22 protein-coding genes are annotated in these 23160 nt (G+C 55.3%); 15 read left to right on the forward strand and 7 right to left on the reverse strand.

The annotated features are described in order from the left end of the window. Positions 1-11: 11 nt before the first annotated feature. Complete coding sequence (gene folX, locus ACCC84_RS06880) at positions 12-383, reverse strand: dihydroneopterin triphosphate 2'-epimerase (RefSeq protein WP_004960468.1); 372 nt, start codon at positions 381-383, stop codon at positions 12-14. Between the two features lie 115 nt (positions 384-498). Further along, positions 499-1128 carry a GSH-dependent disulfide bond oxidoreductase gene (gene yfcG / locus ACCC84_RS06885; protein ID WP_004960470.1) on the reverse strand — a complete coding sequence of 210 codons (630 nt, stop codon included), beginning with the start codon at positions 1126-1128 and terminating at the stop codon, positions 499-501. Positions 1129-1381: 253 nt separating this feature from the next. Between yfcG and yfcE the strand changes: the two genes are divergently transcribed. Together yfcE and yfcD are read left to right on the forward strand one after the other, a co-directional pair. Then, complete coding sequence (gene yfcE, locus ACCC84_RS06890; protein WP_004960472.1) at positions 1382-1933, forward strand: phosphodiesterase; 552 nt, start codon at positions 1382-1384, stop codon at positions 1931-1933. An 88-nt stretch (positions 1934-2021) separates the two neighbouring features. Continuing rightward, the gene (gene yfcD, locus ACCC84_RS06895; RefSeq protein ID WP_004960475.1) at positions 2022-2597 is read left to right on the forward strand and encodes an NUDIX hydrolase YfcD; all 576 of its coding nucleotides are present in this window, start codon (positions 2022-2024) and stop codon (positions 2595-2597) included. A gap of 174 nt (positions 2598-2771) precedes the next feature. Here yfcD and ACCC84_RS06900 read toward each other — a convergent pair whose 3' ends face one another. Continuing rightward, positions 2772-3791, reverse strand: coding sequence for a LacI family DNA-binding transcriptional regulator (locus ACCC84_RS06900; RefSeq protein WP_004960478.1), 1020 nt, complete (start codon positions 3789-3791; stop codon positions 2772-2774). A gap of 318 nt (positions 3792-4109) precedes the next feature. On the opposite strand from ACCC84_RS06900, the gene ACCC84_RS06905 reads away from it, so the two are divergent. The 5 genes from ACCC84_RS06905 (at position 4110) to ACCC84_RS06925 (ending at position 8131) form a co-directional block, all read left to right on the forward strand. Next, positions 4110-4553 (forward strand): PTS sugar transporter subunit IIA, encoded by a 444-nt coding sequence (locus ACCC84_RS06905; RefSeq protein WP_273869613.1) that lies wholly within the window; start codon positions 4110-4112, stop codon positions 4551-4553. 87 nt (positions 4554-4640) lie between these two features. Beyond that, the gene (locus tag ACCC84_RS06910) at positions 4641-4922 is read left to right on the forward strand and encodes a PTS sugar transporter subunit IIB (RefSeq protein ID WP_004960490.1); all 282 of its coding nucleotides are present in this window, start codon (positions 4641-4643) and stop codon (positions 4920-4922) included. A 23-nt stretch (positions 4923-4945) separates the two neighbouring features. Further along, positions 4946-6328, forward strand: a complete 1383-nt coding sequence (locus ACCC84_RS06915) for a PTS ascorbate transporter subunit IIC (RefSeq protein ID WP_198773469.1) — start codon at positions 4946-4948, stop codon at positions 6326-6328. A gap of 14 nt (positions 6329-6342) precedes the next feature. Continuing rightward, positions 6343-7182: a transketolase gene (locus ACCC84_RS06920; RefSeq protein ID WP_273869602.1), complete on the forward strand. Its 840-nt coding sequence runs from the start codon at positions 6343-6345 to the stop codon at positions 7180-7182. Beyond that, positions 7175-8131, forward strand: a complete 957-nt coding sequence (locus ACCC84_RS06925) for a transketolase family protein (RefSeq protein ID WP_004960497.1) — start codon at positions 7175-7177, stop codon at positions 8129-8131. Before ACCC84_RS06920 ends, ACCC84_RS06925 begins: the two co-directional genes overlap by 8 nt. Positions 8132-8205: 74 nt before the next feature. On the opposite strand, the gene pta is transcribed toward ACCC84_RS06925, so the two are convergent. After that, the gene (pta, locus tag ACCC84_RS06930; protein ID WP_039991874.1) at positions 8206-10362 is read right to left on the reverse strand and encodes a phosphate acetyltransferase; all 2157 of its coding nucleotides are present in this window, start codon (positions 10360-10362) and stop codon (positions 8206-8208) included. A 72-nt stretch (positions 10363-10434) separates the two neighbouring features. Further along, entirely contained in the window at positions 10435-11637 is a 1203-nt protein-coding gene (ackA, locus tag ACCC84_RS06935) for an acetate kinase (RefSeq protein WP_004960503.1), read from the reverse strand. A gap of 350 nt (positions 11638-11987) precedes the next feature. Here ackA and yfbV point away from each other — a divergent pair, with 350 nt between their 5' ends. From yfbV to ACCC84_RS06955, 4 genes are all read left to right on the forward strand, one after another. Next, a complete protein-coding gene (gene yfbV / locus ACCC84_RS06940) occupies positions 11988-12443 on the forward strand; it encodes a terminus macrodomain insulation protein YfbV (protein ID WP_004960505.1) in 456 nt (151 codons plus the stop codon). A 143-nt stretch (positions 12444-12586) separates the two neighbouring features. Then, entirely contained in the window at positions 12587-13081 is a 495-nt protein-coding gene (locus ACCC84_RS06945) for a YfbU family protein (protein ID WP_039991876.1), read from the forward strand. Positions 13082-13098: 17 nt separating this feature from the next. Then, positions 13099-13755, forward strand: coding sequence for a sugar phosphatase (locus tag ACCC84_RS06950; RefSeq protein WP_039991878.1), 657 nt, complete (start codon positions 13099-13101; stop codon positions 13753-13755). 97 nt (positions 13756-13852) lie between these two features. After that, positions 13853-15685, forward strand: a complete 1833-nt coding sequence (locus ACCC84_RS06955; protein WP_004960511.1) for an SLC13 family permease — start codon at positions 13853-13855, stop codon at positions 15683-15685. A gap of 19 nt (positions 15686-15704) precedes the next feature. Here ACCC84_RS06955 and yfbR read toward each other — a convergent pair whose 3' ends face one another. Both yfbR and ACCC84_RS06965 read right to left on the reverse strand, forming a co-directional pair. Beyond that, positions 15705-16304: a 5'-deoxynucleotidase gene (gene yfbR / locus ACCC84_RS06960; RefSeq protein ID WP_088499748.1), complete on the reverse strand. Its 600-nt coding sequence runs from the start codon at positions 16302-16304 to the stop codon at positions 15705-15707. Between the two features lie 116 nt (positions 16305-16420). After that, positions 16421-17635 carry a pyridoxal phosphate-dependent aminotransferase gene (locus ACCC84_RS06965; protein ID WP_039991881.1) on the reverse strand — a complete coding sequence of 405 codons (1215 nt, stop codon included), beginning with the start codon at positions 17633-17635 and terminating at the stop codon, positions 16421-16423. 838 nt (positions 17636-18473) lie between these two features. On the opposite strand from ACCC84_RS06965, the gene lrhA reads away from it, so the two are divergent. The 4 genes from lrhA (at position 18474) to nuoC (ending at position 23159) form a co-directional block, all read left to right on the forward strand. Next, positions 18474-19409, forward strand: coding sequence for a transcriptional regulator LrhA (lrhA, locus tag ACCC84_RS06970; protein WP_004960536.1), 936 nt, complete (start codon positions 18474-18476; stop codon positions 19407-19409). Positions 19410-20121: 712 nt separating this feature from the next. Then, the gene (locus tag ACCC84_RS06975; protein ID WP_004960537.1) at positions 20122-20562 is read left to right on the forward strand and encodes an NADH-quinone oxidoreductase subunit A; all 441 of its coding nucleotides are present in this window, start codon (positions 20122-20124) and stop codon (positions 20560-20562) included. Between the two features lie 30 nt (positions 20563-20592). Then, entirely contained in the window at positions 20593-21267 is a 675-nt protein-coding gene (locus tag ACCC84_RS06980) for a NuoB/complex I 20 kDa subunit family protein (RefSeq protein ID WP_004960540.1), read from the forward strand. A gap of 95 nt (positions 21268-21362) precedes the next feature. Then, positions 21363-23159, forward strand: a complete 1797-nt coding sequence (gene nuoC / locus ACCC84_RS06985) for an NADH-quinone oxidoreductase subunit C/D (RefSeq protein ID WP_004960542.1) — start codon at positions 21363-21365, stop codon at positions 23157-23159. The last annotated feature ends 1 nt before the right edge of the window (position 23160 follow it).

Genomic DNA, 23160 nt, shown 5'->3' on the forward strand with positions numbered 1-23160 from the left:
TGAAGGCAGGCTCAGCTCTGGCGATAGCTCATGGTCATGGATACCGAGTCGGCATAACGCAGGGCGAGCAGTTTATCTATTTCTACTTCAGCATAGGTTACCCAAGGATGTTGTTTCACGATATCGAGCACATCCTGGGTTAATTTTTCCAATAGCGCGAAGCGGTTATCCTCAACGTGGCGAATAATCGCCTTGGTGATGGTTCGGTAGTTGAGCGCATCGTCGATGTCTTCGCTGTTGCGTGCCCGATCGGCCGGATAGTGAATGGCGACGTTGATCAAAATGTCCTGACGGTTGTTGATTTCTTCTTCCTTGATGCCGATGAAAGTGCGTAACCGCAGGTTTTTGATGCGAATAATGGCGTCGGGTTGATTGAATGACATCCGAGGTTCTCCAGGCTTTTGATTATTTTGCCCAGAATACACGGAAAGTAGGGAAATGATAACGCGCTAACAACAAACGCTGCCGGCAGGCCTTGGGCGCTGCCGGCAGGACGGGTTATGCCGGCTCAGCCAGTTTGTAGGCGCGCTCGGTAGCCGGACGGTTGCTGATACGCTCGAACCAGTTGCGTACCGCCGGATAATCAGCCAGATCGATGCGTTGGCGCGGGTGGGACACCACCCAGGGATAGGTGGCAATGTCGGCGATGCTGTAGTTGTCGCCGCCAAGGTAAGGGTGTTTTTGCAGTTCGGCGTCGAGCACGCCGTACAGCCGCCGGGTTTCCAGGTGGTAACGCTCGATGGCGTACGGAACCGGCTGCGGTGCATAGTGATTGAAGTGATGGTTTTGTCCGAGCATCGGCCCGAAACCGGCCACTTGCCAAAACAGCCACTGCAACGTGGCGGCGCGCTCGCGTAGCCCCTTGCTCAGCAGCTTGCCGGTTTTTTCCGCCAGATACAGCAGGATTTCCCCGGATTCGAACAGCGCAATGGGCGCACCGCCATCAACCGGCTGTTGGTCGACGATGGCCGGAATTTTGTTATTGGGTGAGATGGCGAGGAACTCCGGTTTGAACTGCTCGCCGGCACTGATGTTTACGCGATGGATACGGTAGGGTAAGCCGACCTCCTCCAGAAACAGAGTGATTTTGTGACCATTGGGAGTAGGCGCGTAATACAGGTCAATCATATTGCCTCCTGCGGTAAAGTGATCTGTAAATCATTACACGTTGTGGCGGTCTGCGCCGCACAAGGTTATTACGATCCAGCTAAAAGGACACCAACAATAGCAGCTAAGAATAGCAGGCAATGTGGGATTCGTCCGATGCTATCAAGGCAAAATATGACGCGCGTCAGTACCCTCGGCCAGGGGCGAGGCTGGCGGCTTGTGGCGTGGCGATTGTGCGATAAAATAACCGTAGTAATGTTAAGGGAGAAAAACCATGAAGCTGATGTTCGCTGCGGATTTGCACGGTTCACTGTCGGCCACCGAGCAGCTGGTGCAACGCTTTGCACAGTCAGGCGCCGATTGGCTGATTCTGTTGGGCGATTTGCTGAATCACGGGCCGCGCAACGCCTTGCCGGATAACTATCAACCGGCGCAGGTTGCCGAACAATTGAATCGCCTTGCCGACAGGATCATCGCCGTTCGAGGCAATTGCGACAGCGAAGTGGATCAGATGCTGCTGTCATTTCCGATCGATACACCATGGCAACAGGCGATCTGGCAAAAAAGACGATTGTTTTTGACCCACGGTCACCTTTATCATCCCTCCGCACCGCCGCCGTTATCTGCCGGGGACGTTTTGGCCTATGGCCACACGCATCTGCCGCAGGCGGAACGGCAGGGCGACATCTACTGCTTTAATCCGGGTTCGATCGGCATGCCCAAGGGCGGCTTTCCGGCAAGCTACGGGCTGCTGCAAGACGACATTTTGCGAGTAATCGCGTTGCAAAGCGGTAAGACTATTGCAGAGGTGGCATTAACACACTAATTTGTACCCACAATAAGAATCATTGAACAAGACTCATTGATCAACCAGCGCGCGACGACCCTCGCGCCAAAATAGAAGGTTTTAGAGGATGGCGGAACAGGATCAGGCTACAGTTACCGAGTGGGTTGATATCGTCAACGAGCAAAACGAAGTGATTGCTCAATCCAGTCGTCAACAGATGCGTGCAGAACGGCTGCGTCATCGTGCGACCTATATTGTGGTGCATGACGGGATGGGAAAAATTCTGGTTCAGCGTCGTACCGATACCAAGGATTTCTATCCGGGCTGGCTGGACGCTACCGCTGGCGGCGTGGTGCAGAGCGGTGAAAACGTGCTGGATTCGGCACGACGCGAAGCGGAAGAAGAGCTTGGCATCGCTGGCGTCCCCTTCGCTGAGCATGGCCTGTTTTACTTCGAAGAAGAACAGTGCCGCGTATGGGGCGCGTTGTTCAGCTGCGTATCGCACGGCCCGTTTGCCTTGCAGGAAGAAGAAGTGGTGGAAGTAAACTGGCTGACGCCAGAGGAAATCACCGCCCGCTGCGACGAGTTCACTCCTGATTCGCTGAAAGCGCTGTCGCTGTGGCTGACGCGCAATAATGAGCAGGACTATGGCAAGCCGCTGGCAAGAGAAGGCAAACCCGACGGCGATGCAGACCACGCCTGATGCGGCGCGCTGCGGTTGTCGCTAGCGCCGGCCAATAGATACCATGCCGTTCGGTTAACGCCGAGCGGCATTTTTTTATCGGCCTATCGGCTGGCATTAATCTGAAAAACGCCAGCAGGTGGGCGTAATGTGCTCGACATGCTCGCCGGTGACCACGGCCGACGGCTGCCAGGGTTAACAGCTGCCACGGCGGCACAGGGTGGACGGCAGCGAACCTTCCGGCTGCCATGGCTGGTCATTCAACCGCGCCAGCAGCGCCTTGCCGGCTTGAATACCGATTTCCTTATGCGGCACCGTCATGGTGGTCAACGGCGGCTGGCAGACCTGGCTGACGTCGCTGTTACCGAAACCGACCACCGCCAACTGCTCGGGTACCTTGATACGCCGGCGTTGACACTCATACAGCGCACCGCAGGCCAGTTCATCCGAGGCGCAAACCAGCGCGTCCAGCTCTGGCCAGGCCAGCAGAAACTCCGGTAACTGCTGGGCACCGGTGGAAAAACTGGCCGGTTGCGCGGCGTTAATCACCCGGTGCGGCGACATGTGGTTGCGCAGCAACGCCTTGTGCCAGCCTTGCAGATGCTGTTGAAAAATCCACTGTTCCTGATTGGCGCACAGCAGACCGACGTTCTGGTAGCCGCTGGCAATCACCGTTTGCGTCAGTTGATACATCGCCGCCACATAGTCGATGCCGATGTTCATATCGATAGGATCGGCGCGCATCGCACCAATTTCCACCACCGGGATCTTGGCGGCCAGCAGCGCCTGACGGGTATTTTGCGAATGTTCGACGCTGAGCAGGACCGCCGCCGCCAGATTATAAGACAGCAACGTTTCCAGCAGTTGCTCTTCCCGCTCCAGGTGATGCTGAGATTCGGCCAGCATGATCTGGTAGCCTGCCGGCTGTAGCACCCGTTGCAGACCGGCAAACATATCGGCGCAGCCGGATTCGGAAAAGCTCGGCACTACCATGGCGATGGTGTAGGACGAGGCCGAAGCCAAGGAACTGGCGGCCAGATTGGGCAAATAGCCCAGTTCATTGACCGCCGCTTCGATTTTCTCTCTTAGCTTGTCTGAAACCTGTTCCGGAGTGCGCAGTGCGCGTGAAACCGTCATGGTACCCACGCCCGCCAGCTGCGCCACGTCGGCCAACGTGACCCTGCCGGTGCTGCGTCGTTTCTTACCGATCGACATTGTTAATCCTGACTGAAATGCGCGTCGTGCGCATAAAGTGAAGAGGCAGTGCGAAACCGCATCGGCGGCTTCAACGATCCCAGTATGCATTACATTCTAACTCGTTACCGTTAGTGACGAGAAAAAATCTGCAGCTCACGCCGGGCAGTAGCAAACGTTTTGATAGCGCTATCACAGTTCTGCACGATCGCATTTTGGTAGCGCTATCTTTGTGATAGATCTCACAGTGAGAGTGCGAGGCGTTGATTAAAGTTTATGCCGTTGCCGCAGTGGTTTGCCTCGGCAAGAGATCGTTAGTCATCAGGTCAAGGGGGAAGCGTGCTTAACGACTGGCTAAAATCCGACCATATTCAACTATGCCAATGCGTAGACGACTGGCAGCAGGCGGTAACGCTGAGCGCCCAGCCGTTGTTGCAGCGTGGCATTATCACCGCCGATTATCTGACGGCGATTTTCCGCCAGTATCAGGCGCTTGGTCCGTATTTCGTTTTAGCGCCCGGCATCGCCATGCCGCATGCCAGGCCAGAAGAAGGAGCGAGGGCATTAGGGTTGTCGCTGCTAAAAGTGCATCAGGGCGTGCGTTTTCATTCTGCAGACAACGATCCGGTATTTATTGTGGTGATGCTTTCCGCACCGGACGGCAATAGCCATATTGAATTAATCGCGCAACTGGCAGAATTATTTTCAGACGGTCAGGCAATGAATGCATTATTCAATGCCAACGATCGTCAACAGATAGAGGATATTATTGCCCGATTTTAACTACTGAGGTTTTTTAAATACACCCCATCACGCCAGTTGCAATACTGGCGAGCTAACCTTACGCATAAAATTTGACAGGTGACAATAATGAAAATCATGGCGATTTGCGGTTCCGGCCTCGGCAGCAGTTTTATGGTGGAAATGAACATTAAAAAAGTGCTGAAGAAAATGGCGATAGACGCTGAGGTGGAACATTCCGATCTTTCTTCCGCCACGCCAGGCGCTGCGGATATTTTTGTCATGGCGAAGGATATCGCCGATAGCGCCAGCGTACCGGCAGACCAGCTGGTGGTGATTAGCAATATTATCGATATCAATGAACTGGAAACCAAACTGCGCGCCTATTTCGAAGCGCATTCCATTATCTAGGCAAAACTATTGGCGAGGTGGATATGTTTATCCAGGAAACGCTTAAATTTGTGGTCGATATATTAAAGGTGCCATCGGTATTGGTCGGTTTAATCGCATTGATTGGCCTGCTGGCGCAGAAAAAATCTTTTTCCGATGTCGTTAAGGGTACGGTTAAAACCATTCTCGGCTTTATCGTGCTCGGTGGCGGGGCGACGGTGTTGGTCAGTTCGCTTAACCCACTGGGCGGAATGTTTGAACACGCATTTAATATCCAGGGGATAATACCCAATAATGAAGCGATCGTGTCTATCGCGTTGGAAAAATATGGCGCCTCCACGGCGCTTATCATGGCGTTCGGCATGGTGGCAAACATTATCGTGGCACGCTTCACGCGCTTGAAATATATCTTCCTTACCGGCCACCATACGTTTTATATGGCCTGCATGATCGGCATTATTCTGTCGGTCGCCGGTTTCGAAGGGGTGCAGCTGGTATTTACCGGCGCATTGACGCTGGGCCTGGTGATGGCGTTTTTCCCGGCTATCGCGCAGCGTTATATGCGGCGCATAACCGGTAATGATGACATTGCCTTTGGTCATTTTGGCACGCTGGGCTATGTACTTTCCGGCTGGATTGGCGCGCGTGTCGGTAAAAACTCGCGTTCCACCGAGGAAATGAACCTGCCGAAAAACCTCAGCTTCCTGCGCGATAGCTCGATTTCGATTTCGATGACCATGATTGTTATCTATCTGATCATGGCGATCAGCGCTGGCCAGGCGTACGTGGAAGGCGAACTCAGCGGCGGTCAGAACTACCTGGTGTATTCGATTATTCAAGCGATCACCTTTGCTGCCGGGGTGTTTATCATCCTGCAAGGGGTGCGACTGATTCTGGCGGAAATCGTGCCGGCGTTTACCGGCTTTTCGGAAAAACTGGTGCCGAACGCGCGGCCGGCGCTGGACTGCCCGGTGGTGTATCCATACGCCCCCAACGCGGTGCTGATTGGTTTCCTGTTCAGCTTCCTCGGTGGTCTGGTTGGTCTGTTCCTGCTCGGCCAGATGAAGCTGGTGCTGATCCTGCCGGGCGTAGTGCCACACTTCTTTACCGGCGCCACCGCCGGGGTGTTCGGCAATGCCACCGGCGGGCGACGCGGCGCCATGCTTGGCGCCTTCGCCAATGGTCTGCTTATCACCTTCCTGCCAATGATGCTGCTGCCGGTGCTGGGTGCGCTGGGCTTTGCCAATACCACTTTCTCCGATGCCGACTTCGGTGTGCTGGGCATTGTGCTGGGCAATATGGCGCGCTTCCTCAATAAGGAAATGATTATGGTGGTGGTGATTGCCATCTTTGCGCTGCTGGTCGCGCACAACTTCCTGGGTAAACGCAAAGGCAGCGCTGCTGCCGGTGATCACGTTGAAAAATAAGCGAGGACCGTCTAATGACAACTTCAGATATCGGGGAAATACGCCGGCTGGCGCATGACATACGTCTGGAAACGCTAAAGGCGTTAACCGGGCTGGGCTTTGGCCATTATGGCGGGTGCATGTCCGTGGTGGAAACGCTGGCGGTGCTGTACGGCGATGTGATGCGCATCGACCCTGCCGATCCGGACTGGCCGGAGCGCGATTACCTGGTGCTGTCGAAGGGCCACGCCGGCCCGGCGCTGTACAGCACGCTGGCGATCAAGGGCTATTTCCCGCTGGCGGAACTGGCCACGCTCAACCAGAACGGCACGCGTTTGCCAAGTCACCCTGATCGGTTGCGTACCCGCGGGGTCGACGCCACCACCGGTTCGCTCGGGCAGGGCGTGTCGATTGCCGCCGGTATGGCGCTGTCACACCATCTGGGCGGGCGCCGCAATCGGGTATTCAGCATTTTGGGGGATGGTGAACTGAACGAAGGCCAGTGCTGGGAGGCATTTCAGTTTATCGCTCATCATAATCTCAACAACCTGACGCTGTTTATCGATTACAACAAACAGCAGTTGGACGGTCTGCTGGACGAGGTGATCAAGCCGTTTGACCTGGCCGGAAAATTCCGCGCCTTTGGCTTCGAGGTGGCAACCGTCAAAGGTGACGATATCAACGCCATTTGTGCCGCGGTGGCCCCGGTGCGCAACGGAGAGCAACGGCCGCTGGTGGTGATCCTCGACAGTATCAAAGGGCAGGGCGTGGCCTATCTTGAGCGGTTGGCGAATTCGCACCACCTGCGTTTGACGCCGGACGTTAAGCGGGAAATCGAACAAGCCATCGCCGATATGGAGGCAGCTGATGTTTAACCTGGCAACGCAGTTGGAAAAAGACGACGTAGAAATGCGCAAGGTGTATGCCGCTATGGTACGCCGCCAGATCGAGGCCGAACGGCCGATCATCGCGCTGGAAGCGGATCTGATGAGCTCGATGGCGATGGATTCGGTGCATAAGGACTATCCGCAGCATGTGATCAACTGCGGCATCATGGAGGCCAATGTGATTGGCGTTTCCGCCGGACTGTCGCTGACCGGGCGTATTCCGTTCGTGCACACCTTCACCGCGTTTGCCAGTCGACGCTGTTTTGATCAGCTCTTCATGTCACTGGACTATCAGCGCAACAACGTCAAGGTCATTGCGTCGGATGCCGGGGTGACTGCTTGTCATAACGGCGGCACCCATATGTCGTTCGAAGATATGGGGATTGTGCGCGGCCTGGCGCATTCGGTGGTGCTGGAAGTGACCGACGCGGTAATGTTTGCCGATATCTTGCAGCAGCTGATGGATTTGCAGGGGTTCTATTGGGTGCGCACCATCCGTAAACAGGCGACCAAGATCTACCCGCAGGGGACGCGCTTTACCATTGGCAAGGCCAATGTGCTGCGTGACGGGGCTGACATTACGCTGATCGCCAACGGCATCATGGTGGCGGAAGCGTTGAAAGCGGCGCAAATGCTGGTGCGAGAAGGGATCGATGCGGCGGTCATCGACATGTTTACCCTCAAACCGATAGACCGCGATATCATAAAAGCCTATGCCGCGAAAACCGGGCGTATTGTCACCTGCGAAAATCACAGCATTCATAACGGCCTGGGGTCGGCGGTGGCGGAGGTGCTGGTAGAGGAATGCCCGGTGCCGATGCGCCGCGTCGGGGTGAAAGAACGTTATGGCCAGGTGGGAACGCAGGAGTTTCTGCAACAGGAGTATGGCCTGACGGCTGAGCATATTCTGGAGGCGGCTAAGCAATTGCTGGCATAACCATTTGATATTCAGCCGATAAAAAAGCCGGTCTATGACCGGCTTTTGCTCGTTGACGGTTAAGCGACCTGCGCTTAGGCGTTGGCCGTTGCGTCAGCCTGTGAGGACTGAATGGCCGTCAATGCCACGGTGTAGACGATATCGTCAACCAGCGCGCCACGCGACAGGTCGTTCACCGGTTTGCGCATACCTTGCAGCATTGGCCCGATGGACACCAGATCGGCAGAACGCTGTACCGCTTTGTAGGTGGTGTTGCCGGTGTTCAGATCCGGGAAGATAAATACCGTTGCCTGGCCGGCCACCGGTGAGTTCGGCGCCTTCGACTTGGCAACGTCGGCCATGATGGCGGCGTCGTACTGCAACGGGCCGTCGATGATCAGGTCAGGGCGTTTTTCCTGCGCCAGGCGGGTTGCTTCACGTACTTTTTCTACGTCGCTGCCGGCGCCGGAAGTGCCGGTGGAGTAGGAAATCATCGCCACACGCGGTTCGATACCGAACGCCGCGGCGGAATCCGCCGACTGGATGGCGATCTCAGACAGTTGCTCAGCGCTAGGATCCGGGTTGATCGCACAGTCGCCGTAGACCAGCACCTGATCGGGCAGCAGCATGAAGAACACCGAAGACACCAGCGAGCTGCCCGGTGCGGTTTTGATCAACTGCAACGGTGGGCGGATGGTATTGGCGGTGGTATGTACCGCACCAGATACCAGTCCGTCGACTTCGCCTTTTTCCAGCATCAGGGTACCGAGCACCACGTTGTCTTCCAGTTGCTCGCGTGCCACTACTTCGGTCATGCCCTTGCTTTTGCGCAGCTCAACCAGACGCGGTACGTAGTTTTCACGCACCTTGACCGGATCGACAATTTCGATGCCCTTGCCCAGCTCAACGCCCTGGGCTGCCGCAACGCGCTGAATTTCATCCGGGTTGCCCAGCAGCACGCATTCGGCAATGCCGCGCTCGGCGCAGATGGCTGCGGCCTTCACGGTACGGGGTTCGTCGCCTTCCGGCAGCACGATGCGTTTACCGGCTTTGCGCGCCAGTTCGGTCAGCTCATAACGAAACGCCGGAGGAGACAGGCGACGTGAGCGTTCAGAGGTGGCGGTCAGGGACTCGATCCAGTCGGCATTGATATGGCTGGCGACGTAGTTCTGCACTTTTTCGATGCGCTGATGGTCGTCAGACGGCACTTCGAGGTTAAAGCTTTGCAGGCTCAGCGAGGTTTGCCAGGTGTTGGTCTCTACCATAAATACCGGCAGCCCGGTGCCGAAGGCGCGGTCGCACAGCTTTCTGATAGGTTCGTCGATTTCGTAGCCGCCGGTCAGCAGAATGGCGCCGATTTCTACGCCGTTCATCGCAGCCAGGCAGGCCGATACCAACACGTCCGGACGGTCTGCGGAGGTTACCAGCAGTGAACCCGGACGGAAGTGTTCCAGCATGTGCGGAATGCTGCGAGCACAGAAGGTCACCGACTTGACGCGGCGCGTCATGATGTCGCCTTCGTTGATCACGCGAGCTTTCAGGTGGCGAGCCATATCGATGGCGCGGGTGGCGATCAGATCGAAGCTCCACGGCACGCAGCCCAGTACCGGCAGCGGGCTGTTGGCAAACAGTTGCGCAGGATCGACGTTGGCAACGCTGGCCTTGGTGGAGTCGTCAAAGATTTCGGACAGATCGGGACGCGTGCGGCCCTGTTCATCAACCGGGGCGTTCAGCTTGTTGATGATCACGCCGGTGATGTTCTTGTTCTTGCTGCCGCCGAAGCTGCTGCGCGCCAGTTCGATGCGCTCTTTCAACTGGGCCGGAGAATCATTGCCCAGCGCCAGTACAAAGACGATTTCGGCGTTCAGGGTCTTGGCGATTTCGTAGTTCAGCGCGTTGGCGAACTGATGCTTGCGGGTCGGCACCAGGCCTTCGATCAGCACCACTTCTGCATCTTTGGTGTTCTCGTGGTAGCGGGCCACGATCTCTTCCATCAGCACGTCCTGCTGGTTGGAGCTCAGCAGCCCCTCGACGTAGCTCATGCGCAGCGGTTCGGCTGCGGGGATGGTGGAGTTGCTGCGGATGATGGTGGTGGTCTGATCGAGGGTATCACCGCCGGTACGCGGCTGGGCGATAGGTTTGAATACGCTCAGGCGAACGCCTTTTTGCTCCATGGAGCGAATGACACCCAGGCTGACGCTGGTCAGGCCGACGCTGGTGCCTGTCGGGATCAACATGATTGTACGTGACACAGAATAGTCCTCTTCACGATTGATGTGAGGCTAAAACGACACCGCCAGCCGGAGCTGACGGTGTGCAGAGCATTATGCGGTCAGACGGGCCGCGTCTTGCGCGATGACCAACTCTTCGTTGGTCGGGATAACCAGCGCCAGGCGGCTGCCGTCTTTGGTGATGGCGCCGGATTTGCCGAAGCGGGCTGCCAGGTTACGCTCATGGTCGACTTCAAAGCCCAGCAGAGCCAGTTTGTCCAGGGTCATTTCGCGCACCATGCCGGCGTTTTCGCCGATGCCGCCGGTGAAGATCACCGCGTCCAGGCGGCCGTCCATCAATGCGCTATAGGCACCGATATACTTGGCCAGGCGGTGGCAGAATACGTCCATGGCACGTTTGGCATCGGCCTTGGTACTGTAGTTGTCTTCGACATAACGGCAGTCGCTGGTGACTTCGGTCAGACCCAGCAGGCCGGATTCCTTGGTCAGCATCTTGTTGATTTGATCAACGCTCATGCCGAGCGCATCGTGCAGGTGGAAGATGATGGCAGGGTCGATATCGCCGCTGCGGGTGCCCATCACCAGGCCTTCCAGTGGGGTCAGACCCATGGAGGTATCGACGCACTTGCCGTTGCGCACTGCGGTTACGGAGCCGCCGTTGCCCAGGTGGCAGGTAATGACGTTGAGCTGTTCCACCGGCTTGTTCAGCATTTTTGCCGCTTCTTGCGTGACATAGAAGTGGCTGGTGCCGTGCGCGCCGTAGCGACGCACGCCGTGGTCACGATACAGGCTGTACGGCAGGGCGTACAGGTAGGATTCTTCCGGCATGGTCTGATGGAATGCCGTGTCGAAGACCGCCACGTTTTTGTCTGCCAGGTTCGGGAAGGATTTCAGTGCTTCGGCGATGCCGATCAGGTGCGCCGGGTTATGCAGTGGTGCAAAAGGCACCGAATCTTTGATACCCTGAAGCACTTCATCGTTGATAAGCGCAGAAGCGGTGAACTTCTCGCCGCCGTGTACGATGCGGTGGCCAATGGCGGTCAGCTGTGCGGAAAGTTCCGGCTTTTGTGCCAGAATGGTATTAACGATAAAGTTCAGCGCTTCGCTGTGGGCTGCACCGGCACCGAGTGCCGCTTCTTGTTTGCCGCCGTCCATTTTCCACTTGATGCGGGCTTCAGGCAGGTGGAAGCATTCGGCCAAACCGGAAAGGTGTTCTTCACCGTTGGCAGCATCAATGATGGCGAATTTCAGGGAAGAACTGCCGCAGTTAAGAACCAGTACTAGCTTACTCGACATGGAAGTACCTACTTAATATGTTCGTGTTGTTAAAGGAAGACCAAACACGTGGTGAATTAATCGTCAATCAGACAACAAGCGTAGCGCATAATGCCGTTGACATTTATGATTAACATCATGTGAGAGACATAAATTACATGATGATGAAAAAACCGATGTTTTCTCTCGGCTTAAATAATCTTGATTTTTATAGGGCTAAAAGTTGACAGTTTTACCGTCATCTTCTAGCGGCCAAAAGGCCGGCTTAGGATACCGATAGCCCGCAGCAAACACAAAATAAATTTAAAGCTTCAACTTTTTTAGTAGTGTGTTTGTCTGAGATCCCATTTTCTGTGACGTTGAGGTACGCGATGACGAGCAAACCGTCCGGTTCCGTAAGTTGGTTTCAGGTATTCCAACGCGGGCAGCATTATATGAAAACCTGGCCGGCAGATAAGCGTCTGGCCCCGGTGTTTCCGGAGAATCGCGTTGCGCGCGCCACCCGTTTTGCCATTCGTTTCATGCCGCCGTTGGCGATCTTCACCCTGACCTGGCAAATCGCGCTGGGTGGGCAACTCGGGCCAGCTATCGCCACCGCGCTGTTCGCCTGTAGCCTGCCAATGCAGGGGTTGTGGTGGCTGGGCCGTCGGTCGGTGACGCCGTTACCGCCGACGCTGCTGTCGTGGTTCCACGAGGTACGCAACAAGCTGGCGGAAGCCGGGCAGGCGCTGGCACCGGTTGAAGGCACGCCGACTTACCAGTCGCTGGCGGATTTGCTCAAGCGCGCCTTCAAGCAGTTGGATAAAGCCTTTCTTGACGATCTGTAAAGCCGGACGGGCCGTTTTATCGCGGCCCGTTACGCGTTTCGGCCAATAACCCCGGTTTAAATCAAAGAACGGTCGAGTTGTGATTTCCTGCAATTTTGCGCTGTGCGATGCTCTCGCCATCATACAGAAACGAGGAAATCCTGATGGAAATGACCAACGCCCAACGTTTGATCCTGTCAAACCAATACAAGATGATGACCATGCTCGATCCGGACAACGCGGAGCGCTATCGTCGTTTGCAAACCATTATCGAGCGCGGCTTCGGTCTGCAATTGCGCGAACTGGACCGTGATTTTGGTGAAATGAGCGAAGAGGTCTGCCGCACCATCATCAACATCATGGAAATGCATCACGCATTGCAGGTGTCGTGGGAAAATCTGAAAGAGAAGCAGGGGCTCGAGCTGCGCCGTATGGCGTTTCTTGGCTTCGACGCCGCCACCGAAGCGCGTTACCTGAGTTATGTGCGTTTCCTGGTCAGCACCGAAGGACGTTATACTCATTTCGACTCCGGCAGCCACGGCTTCAATGCCCAAACCAAAATGTGGGATAAGTACCAGCGTATGCTGGCGGTCTGGCTGTCTTGCCCACGGCAGTATCACTTGAGCGCCGTTGAGATTGCGCAAATTATTAACGCTTGATTAAAAAGAGGTTTCCTGTGGAGTGTAAAGGTTTTCTGTTTGACCTGGATGGTACGTTAGTCGATTCATTGCCGGCCGTGGAGCGCGCCTGGACCCAGTGGGCCATGCGGCGTGGGGTGAACCCGCAGGACGTACTGGCATTTATTCACGGTAAACAGGCGATTACTTCTTTACGCCATTTCATGCCCGGCGCACGCGAAGCAGAAATCCAGCACGAACATGACCTGCTGGAGCAGGTGGAAGCACAGGATACCGAAGGCGTGCGGGCATTGCCGGGCGCGGTGGCGCTGCTGGCGCGCTTGAACCAGTTGGGCATGCCATGGGCCATCGTGACGTCCGGTTCGATTCCGGTCGCCACCGCCCGCCGCGCTGCAGCAGGCTTGCCGCAGCCGGAAGTGTTCATTACCGCCGAGCAGGTCGAACACGGCAAACCGCAGCCAGACGCATATTTACTGGGTGCCGAACGCCTCGGTCTGGCGCCGCAGCACTGCATAGTGGTTGAAGATGCCGCCGCCGGTATCCTGTCCGGGCTGGCGGCAGGCTGTCAGGTGATCGCCGTCAATGCACCGGCAGATGCGCCGCAGCTCGATCGCGTAAGCCTGCGCCTGACGTCGCTGGAACAGATTGCGGTGAACAGGACGGAACAGGGCGCACGCATTGAAACGATCGGCTAATTGCCGTTTTCTGCCGGCAAATTGATTCGACCCCGCATGCGCGGGGTTTTTTTATGCTAATTTTTAACTCCCTGAATCCCTGACCAAAGAGGCCGTTTTGAACAGCGAATTACTGTGGGTGCTGTGCCTGTTGCTGGTTGCCATCGTCCTGTTCACTACCAATAAATTACGCATGGATGTCGTGGCGTTGTTGGTGATCATCGCCTTTGTGCTGAGCGGCACCTTGAACCTGCAGGAGGCGACGGTCGGTTTTAGCGATCCGAACGTGATTTTGATCGCCGCGCTGTTTGTCATTGGCGAAGGGCTGGTGCGAACCGGCGTGGCCTATCAGGTCGGTGACTGGCTGGTGAAGGTGGCTGGCAGCAGCGAAACCAGAATGCTGGCGCTGCTGATGGTGACCGTTGCCGGGCTGGGGGCCTTTATGAGTTCGACCGGCGTGGTGGCGATTTTTATCCCAGTGGTGCTGAGCGTGGCGGCGCGCATGAAAACCGCTCCGGGGCGGCTGATGATGCCGCTGAGTTTTGCCGGGTTGATCAGCGGCATGATGACCCTGGTGGCGACGCCGCCGAACATGGTGGTCAACAGCGAGCTGGTGCGGGAGGGCATTCACGGTTTCGGCTTTTTTGGCGTTACGCCGATCGGCATTATCGTTCTGGCGCTGGGCGTGGGCTATATGCTGGTGGCGCGCCGCTGGCTCGGCGATGCCGGCGCCGGCAGCAACAAAGAGGGCTGGCAGCGGCGCACCCTGCGGGATTTGATTCGTGACTACAGGTTGACCGGTCGCGCGCGGCGGCTGGCGATCCGCAGCGGCTCGCCGTTGATTGGCCGCGCGCTGGACGAGCTGCATTTGCGTGCGCGTTACGGCGCCAATGTGGTGGGTATCGAACGTTGGAAGCGCTTTCGGCGAGTGATGGTCAGCGCGTCGGGCAGCACCGAGCTGCGCGAGCGCGACGTGCTGTTGATCGACATGTCCGACAGCGAAGTGGATCTGCGCGAGTTTTGCAGCGAGCAACAGCTGGAGCCGATGGTGCTGCGCGGCGATTACTTTTCTGAACAGTCACGTAACGTCGGTATGGCGGAAGTGTCGCTGATCCCCGATTCCGCGCTGCTGGGGCAAAGCCTGCGCGACGCGGCGTTTCGCAGCCGTTATGACCTCAACGTGGTGGGCATTCGGCGCAACGGTGAAACCCTGTCGGGTAAATTGGTGGATGAGCCGTTGGCGCTGGGGGATATTCTGCTGGTGATCGGCGACTGGAAGGCGATTCGCCAACTCCAGTCCAAAACCCGTGATTTCATCGTGTTCAACCTGCCGGCCGAGGTCGATGAAGTGGCTCCCGCGGTCACACAGGCACCGCACGCGCTATTTTGTCTGGCCCTGATGGTGGCGATGATGTTGACCGATGAAATTCCCAACCCGATTGCGGCGCTGATCGCCTGCCTGCTGATGGGCAAGTTCCGCTGTATCGACATGGAAAGCGCTTATAAATCCATCCATTGGCCGAGCATTATCCTGATTGTCGGTATGATGCCCTTTGCCCAGGCGCTGCAAAAGACCGGCGGGGTGGATCTGATCGTCCGTGGGTTGATGGATGTCGCCGGCGGCATGGGGCCACGCGTGATGCTGGTCTGTCTGTTCGTGTTGTGTGCCGGTATCGGCCTGTTTATTTCCAATACCGCCACTGCGGTATTGATGGCACCGATCGCCATCGCCGCTGCGCGCGAGATGGGGGTGTCTCCCTATCCCTTCGCGATGATTATTGCCATTGCCGCATCGGCCGCCTTTATGACGCCGGTTTCTTCACCGGTCAACACGCTGGTGCTGGGGCCGGGGAATTACCGATTCGGCGATTTTGTTCGCATGGGGGTGCCGTTCACCCTGTTGGTGATGCTGGTCAGCGTGGTGGTGGTGCCCTGGCTGTATGCGTTCTGAACCGGCCAGGGGCGTTTGATCAAAGCGTTGAATCCAGGCTGATTTCATCCAGCGACAGGCTGAAGCTCGGGATGAACACCGCCATAAAGTATTCCATTTCCGGGCTGTTGCGCAGCTGCAAGGTCTTTTCCAGGCGGGCCTTTGCCAGTTTGAATTCGTTGTTGCCGGCGGACAGCTCTTCCAGACATTTGAGATAGGCGCACAAGGCATCCGCCTGCTTCACTACCTGTTTCTCATCCTCGGTATAATAGTGTTCGTCGAGGATCGAGCGAAAATCGTTACGCAGTTCCGCCGGGATCATATCCAGCAGCTTTTGCTGGGCTACCTTTTCTATTTTTTTGTATTCGTGGGCGATCTGCGGGTTGTAATACTTGATCGGCGTCGGCATGTCGCCGGTGATCACTTCGCTGGCGTCGTGATACATGGCCAGCAACGCCACGCGATCGGCGCTGAGATTGCCGTTGAACTTGCGGTTTTTAATCACCGCCAGGGCATGGGCGACAAACGCCACCTGCAAGCTGTGTTCGGATACGTTTTCGGTACGTACATTGCGCATCAGCGGCCAGCGGTTGATCAATTTCAGACGGGACAGATGGGCAAAAAAATGGCTCTGGCTCATGGTGCTCTCTCTACAGCGGCAAATGAGGGTTCCATTGTGAGCAGTGATGGCAGGTTATGCAACCCGGGCTGTGCGCCGGTGGGGGAGAAGGGCACAGCATGCTGCGCCCATCATCACTACTGACGATAACCTTCCAGGAAACGCCCCAGTTTTCCGACCGCCATTTCCAGTTCATCAACCCGTGGCAGGGTTACGATACGCACATGATCCGGGTATGGCCAGTTGAAGGCGCTGCCTTGCACCAGCAGCACCTTTTCCTGCAGCAGCAGGTCCAGCACCAGTTTCTGGTCGTCGTGAATATTAAAGCGCTTGGCATCGATACGCGGGAACATATACAGCGCACCCTGGGGTTTCACACAGCTCACGCCCGGGATGTCGTTGAGCAATTCCCAGGTGCGGTTGCGCTGTTCGTACAAACGGCCGCCTGGCAGAATAAACTCGTTGATGCTCTGGTAGCCGCCCAGCGCCGTTTGAATGGCATGCTGCATCGGCACGTTGGCACACAAGCGCATCGAGGCCAGCATTTCCAGCCCTTCAATATAGCCTTTGGCGTGTTGCTTTGGCCCATTTAGCACCATCCAGCCCTGGCGGAAGCCGGCGACGCGGTAGGTTTTGGACAGACCGTTAAAGGTCACCGTCAGCAGATCCGGCGCCAGCGCAGCGATACTGATATGTTCGGCGGCGTCGTACAGGATTTTGTCATAGATTTCATCGGCGAAGATGATCAGATTATGCTGGCGGGCGATCTCGACGATCTGCAGTAGCAACTCTTTGCTGTATACCGCACCGGTCGGGTTGTTCGGGTTGATGATCACGATACCACGGGTGCGCGGGGTAATTTTGCTGCGGATATCGTCAAGATCGGGGAACCAGCCGGACTCTTCATCGCACAGATAATGCACCGCCTTGCCGCTGGACAGCGACACCGCTGCGGTCCACAGTGGGTAATCCGGTGCTGGCACCAGCATCTCGTCGCCGCTGTTGAGCAGCGCCTGCATTGACTGCACGATCAGTTCGGAAACGCCATTGCCAATGTAGATATCCTCAACGGTAACGTCGCGCATGCCCTGCGCCTGATAGTGCTGCATAATCGCTTTACGCGCCGAGAAGAGCCCTTTGGAATCGCTATAGCCTTGCGCGGTTGGCAGGTTGCGGATCACGTCGACCAGAATTTCGTCAGGGGCCTCGAAACCGAACGGCGCCGGATTGCCGATGTTCAATTTAAGGACTTTGTTGCCTTCTTCTTCAAGACGTTTGGCTTCTTTGAGCACCGGGCCGCGAATGTCGTAACAGACGTTGTCCAGTTTGCTGGATTTCTCAATGGGGGACATAAAAAGTTGAGCCTTTTGCTGGGATAGGGCGCTCCTACCGTGGAACACCGCAACCTGTTCAATGTACTCCTGGTGCCGGCGCTTTTGAAGGGTTGGCGACGCCTTTGGTGTAAATGATCGGCCAAAAGGCGGTTTTTGACGACGATAAAACCAGGTAAAACCACTGGGTGGTATAAAGTTTCGTAAAATTATCTATCATTGGTGTTTTAAACTAACTCGCCGCCAGGCGGCGTAAAGTTTTTTTGCCCCATTGACAGGTAACGCTGGCACCGGTTGCCAGTGTACCAGGCGCAAAAAACAGTGGGCGGGAATACCGGAGTAGTCTGATAGCGCAGCGCGGCGTTCGACACCAAACTGCAGGTGAAACGTTAATTACATTAGAAATGCTTTACTTAATACGATTAATACATTTTTACCGTTCGGCGGGCCGTTTCGCCAAGGGTTTTTATTACCAATTGAATTTATTAAAGACTTTAATAACGAACCGTTTGCTACATGACGTAGCCGTAATGTTTTCATCCGCATCGGCCGTGTTTTTGGCCACCAAAGGGTAATTAAGCAGCACGTTTAGTGTGGTAATTACCGGGTGTCAACGAGTAAAATTGCCGATCCTGTCAGTATTAAACACATTGGGTGGTGATCTAACGCCTTGTTAGATAAGCATCAGCAATAGGTCACCAGGTAAAAAGCGATAGAGGTAACGAAATATAAGTAATTTTTTTGCCCTCCACTTATGAGTGGGGTACTGTCATAACAGGCATCGTCCCTTTTAAACGACGCCTTAGAAATACACCAGGGTAGTTTCAAATATAGAATTTAAAAAGTGAAGAAAAACACTATGACTAATGCAAATCGTCCGATACTTAATCTCGACCTCGATCTGCTGAGAACCTTTGTAGCTGTCGCCGATCTGAATACCTTTGCCGCAGCGGCAGTCGCCGTTTGTCGCACACAGTCAGCGGTCAGTCAGCAAATGCAACGGTTAGAGCAATTGGTTGGTAAAGAGTTGTTCGCCCGTCATGGGCGTAATAAGTTGCTGACCGAACACGGTATCCAGCTGCTCGGCTACGCCAGGAAAATCCTGCGTTTCAACGACGAAGCCTGCACCTCACTGATGTACAACAACATCAAGGGCGTTCTGACTATCGGTGCTTCTGATGATACCGCCGATACCATCCTGCCTTTCCTGCTTAATCGTGTGACTTCGGTCTATCCAAAGCTGGCGATTGACGTCCGGGTAAAACGCAGCCCGTTCATGATCGACATGCTGAAGAACGGCGAAGTCGATTTGGCGATTACCACCGTTGATACCGCCGGGCATCCGCATATCGTTCTGCGTACCTCGCCGACGTTATGGTATTGCGCTGCCGATTATCACTATCAGCAAGGCGAGCCGATTCCGCTGGTGGTGCTGGACGAGCCAAGCCCGTTCCGGTCGATGGCCATCAAGCATCTGGACGAGGCCGGCATTCCGTGGCGCATAGCCTACGTGGCTTCCACGCTGTCGGCGGTGCGAGCGGCATGCAAGGCCGGTTTGGGCATTACCGCGCGGCCGATTGAAATGATGAGTCCGGATCTGCGGGTGCTTGGCGCCGTGGAAGGATTACCGGCGTTGCCGGATACCCAGTACGCGCTGTGCAAGGATATGCAGTGTGAAAACGAATTGGCGATGGCGATTTTCAGCGCGGTGCAAAACGGCAACGAAAGCTACAGTTTTGCCGGGCCCGCGTCGTCGGCACAAGATGACGCCGTGTCGGTAGATGAAGATGAATAACGGCTGAATAGCGCCGACGTCACGCATAAAACCTCTGCTTCGGCAGAGGTTTTTTTTTGGACGCTAAAGCAGGAAAGTAAGGTTTATCGCGATTTCGAAAGTAATTTCTTACGAAGCGGTTATTTGATTCGCTTTTCTTGGGGTTAAACCGGTCTATTCAACCATAAAAACCTGATTTGTATATTTTTTAACCCATAGACTGAGGGTATAATTGCCTGGAGTTTATAAGGTTATTTTGTTATTTTTTGCACGGTCTTTTTTTGCACCAGAATTGAGCGATTTTGTGAAAGAGCCACACTTTTGTTGAGGATTTCTGTCGAAAACGTGTCCTGGATCAAAAAAATACCCCTAGGTAGTGAGTGGAACAACAGGTATTTCCTGCGAGAATGGTATAGTAAAACTGAAATGTGCATCTTGGTTTATATCTATCTGATTCTACACGGCAAAAGACTGACACGATTTAGCCTAAGCCCGGCGCATCAAATGTTAATCAAATGATACGTATGTAAACTAATGTGTAGATACTTTTGTCAAAGTTGACAAAAGGTTATAGAAAGGAGTAAAAAGCCCACAGTAAAAACGTTGCCTAACTTACTGTAAAAGCAGTCTGTTTTGTGTGGTTATTTATCCTTCCCTTAAATCGATGTGGTGCTACATCTGCCGTCACAAGAGCAGAGCAATCGACGCCACTTTTGATGAGTAAGCATAGAGTATGTCAACAACCACTGAAGTTATCGCTCATCACTGGGCGTTCGCCGTATTTCTTGTCATGGCCATCGGGCTGTGCGGCTTAATGCTGCTCGGTGCGTTCTTCCTGGGCGGGAGAGCCCGGGCGCGCGCCAAAAACACCCCGTTTGAATCCGGTATCGACTCGGTCGGTACGGCGCGCATGCGCCTTTCCGCCAAGTTCTATCTGGTGGCCATGTTCTTCGTCATTTTCGATGTAGAAGCCTTATATCTCTACGCCTGGTCCGTCGCGATCCGCGAAACCGGCTGGATTGGCTTTATCGAAGCCGCCATTTTCATTTTGGTGCTATTGGCAGGTTTGGTTTATCTGGTGCGTATTGGCGCATTGGATTGGACTCCGTCGCGTTCCCGCGGTCAGAGCAAGCCGGGCAAAATTACTAAAGCCGCCAACAGTCATCCGCAGTAATTCATTTGTGGTTTAAAACGAGGCATTAAGATGGACTATACGCTCACCCGCATAGACCCGAACGGTGAGAACGACCGTTACCCCCTGCAACAACAGGAGATCGTTGCCGATCCTCTGGAACAGCAGGTTCACCGCACGGTTTACATGGGTAAACTCGAACATGCATTGCATGACATGGTGAACTGGGGGCGTAAAAACTCTCTCTGGCCGTATAACTTCGGCCTTTCGTGCTGTTATGTGGAAATGGTGACCTCGTTTACCGCCGTTCATGACGTGGCGCGTTTCGGTGCGGAAGTTCTGCGTGCGTCGCCACGTCAGGCTGACTTTATGGTGGTCGCAGGTACCTGCTTTACCAAAATGGCCCCAGTCATTCAGCGTTTGTATGAACAAATGCTGGAGCCGAAGTGGGTTATTTCCATGGGAGCCTGTGCCAATTCCGGCGGCATGTACGATATTTATTCCGTGGTACAGGGCGTGGACAAGTTCCTGCCGGTCGACGTGTACATTCCTGGCTGCCCACCGCGCCCAGAAGCTTATATGCAGGCGCTGCTGCTGCTGCAAGAATCCATCGGTAAAGAACGCCGTCCACTGTCGTGGGTCGTGGGCGATCAAGGCGTCTACCGGGCCAATATGCAGTCGGAAAGAGAACGTAAACACGGCGAACGTATCGCAGTGACCAACCTGCGGACGCCTGACGAGATTTAAGACGGTCATGTTACGTCCATCTTGATGCGCTATTGGTTAACACAGCGAAAGTTAAGCTTGCAGCGATTTGACCCTTTAGTGTGGTGAAAAATATTATGACAGATTTAACGACGCACGACGCTTTGCCAGCCTGGCACACCCGCGATCATCTTGACGATCCGGTGATTGGCGAACTGCGCAACCGTTTTGGGCCGGAAGCCTTTACTGTTCAACCCACCCGTACCGGAATGCCCGTGGTATGGGTCAAGGCCGAGCAGCTCCTGGAAGTAATGACGTTTTTGAGAAAACAGCCGAAGCCGTACGTCATGCTGTTCGATCTGCATGGCGTCGACGAACGTCTTCGCACCCACCGCCAGGGTCTGCCTGCCGCGGATTTTTCTGTTTTCTATCATCTGATTTCCATCGAACGCAACCGCGATATCATGCTGAAGGTGGCGCTGTCTGAAAAAGACTTGCACGTGCCGACCGCGACCAAGGTGTTCCCGAACGCCAACTGGTACGAGCGCGAGACGTGGGAAATGTTCGGCATTACCTTTGACGGTCACCCGCACCTGTCGCGCATCATGATGCCGCAGACCTGGGAAGGCCATCCGCTGCGCAAGGATTATCCGGCGCGCGCCACCGAATTCGATCCGTTTGTGTTGACCAAACAGAAAGAAGATCTGGAGATGGAGTCGCTGACCTTCAAGCCGGAAGAGTGGGGCATGAAACGCGGCACCGAGAACGAGGACTTCATGTTCCTTAACCTCGGCCCGAACCACCCGTCGGCGCACGGTGCCTTCCGCATCATTTTGCAACTGGACGGTGAAGAGATCGTCGACTGCGTACCGGATATCGGCTATCACCACCGCGGCGCGGAGAAAATGGGCGAGCGCCAGTCATGGCACAGCTATATTCCGTACACCGACCGTATCGAATACCTCGGTGGCTGCGTCAATGAAATGCCTTACGTACTGGCGGTAGAAAAACTGGCCGGTATCAAGGTGCCGGAGCGTGTTGACGTCATCCGCGTGATGCTGTCCGAACTGTTCCGCATCAACAGCCATCTGCTGTACATCAGTACCTTTATTCAAGACGTCGGCGCCATGACCCCGGTGTTCTTCGCCTTTACCGACCGTCAGAAAATCTACGATCTGGTGGAAGCGATTACCGGTTTCCGCATGCACCCGGCCTGGTTCCGCATCGGTGGCGTAGCGCATGACCTGCCACGCGGCTGGGATCGCCTGCTGCGTGAATTCCTCGAATGGATGCCAAAGCGTCTGGATTCCTACGTCAAGGCCGCGTTGCAGAACACCATTCTGAAGGGGCGTTCAGTCGGCGTGGCGTCTTACAATGCCAAAGAGGCGTTGGAGTGGGGCGTCACCGGCGCCGGCCTGCGCGCTACTGGCGTCGAGTTCGACGTACGTAAATGGCGCCCGTATTCAGGCTATGAAAACTTCGATTTCGATGTGCCGATCGGCGACGGTAACAGCGACTGCTATACCCGCGTAATGCTGAAGGTGGAAGAGCTGCGCCAGAGTCTGCGTATCCTGGAGCAGTGCCTGAACAACATGCCGGAAGGCCCGTTCAAGGCCGATCACCCGCTGACTACGCCACCGCCGAAAGAGCGCACGCTGCAGCACATTGAAACGCTGATCACCCACTTCCTTCAGGTTTCCTGGGGCCCGGTGATGCCAGCCAACGAATCATTCCAGATGATTGAAGCCACCAAAGGGATCAACAGCTACTACCTGACCAGCGACGGCAGCACCATGAGCTACCGTACCCGGGTACGTACACCAAGTTTTGCTCACCTGCAGCAAATCCCGGCGGTTATCCGTGGCAGCCTGGTCTCTGACCTGATCGTCTATCTGGGTAGTATCGACTTTGTAATGTCAGATGTGGACCGCTAAC

Source organism: Serratia odorifera, from assembly GCF_041448735.1.
Taxonomy (GTDB): Bacteria; Pseudomonadota; Gammaproteobacteria; order Enterobacterales; family Enterobacteriaceae; genus Serratia_F; species Serratia_F odorifera.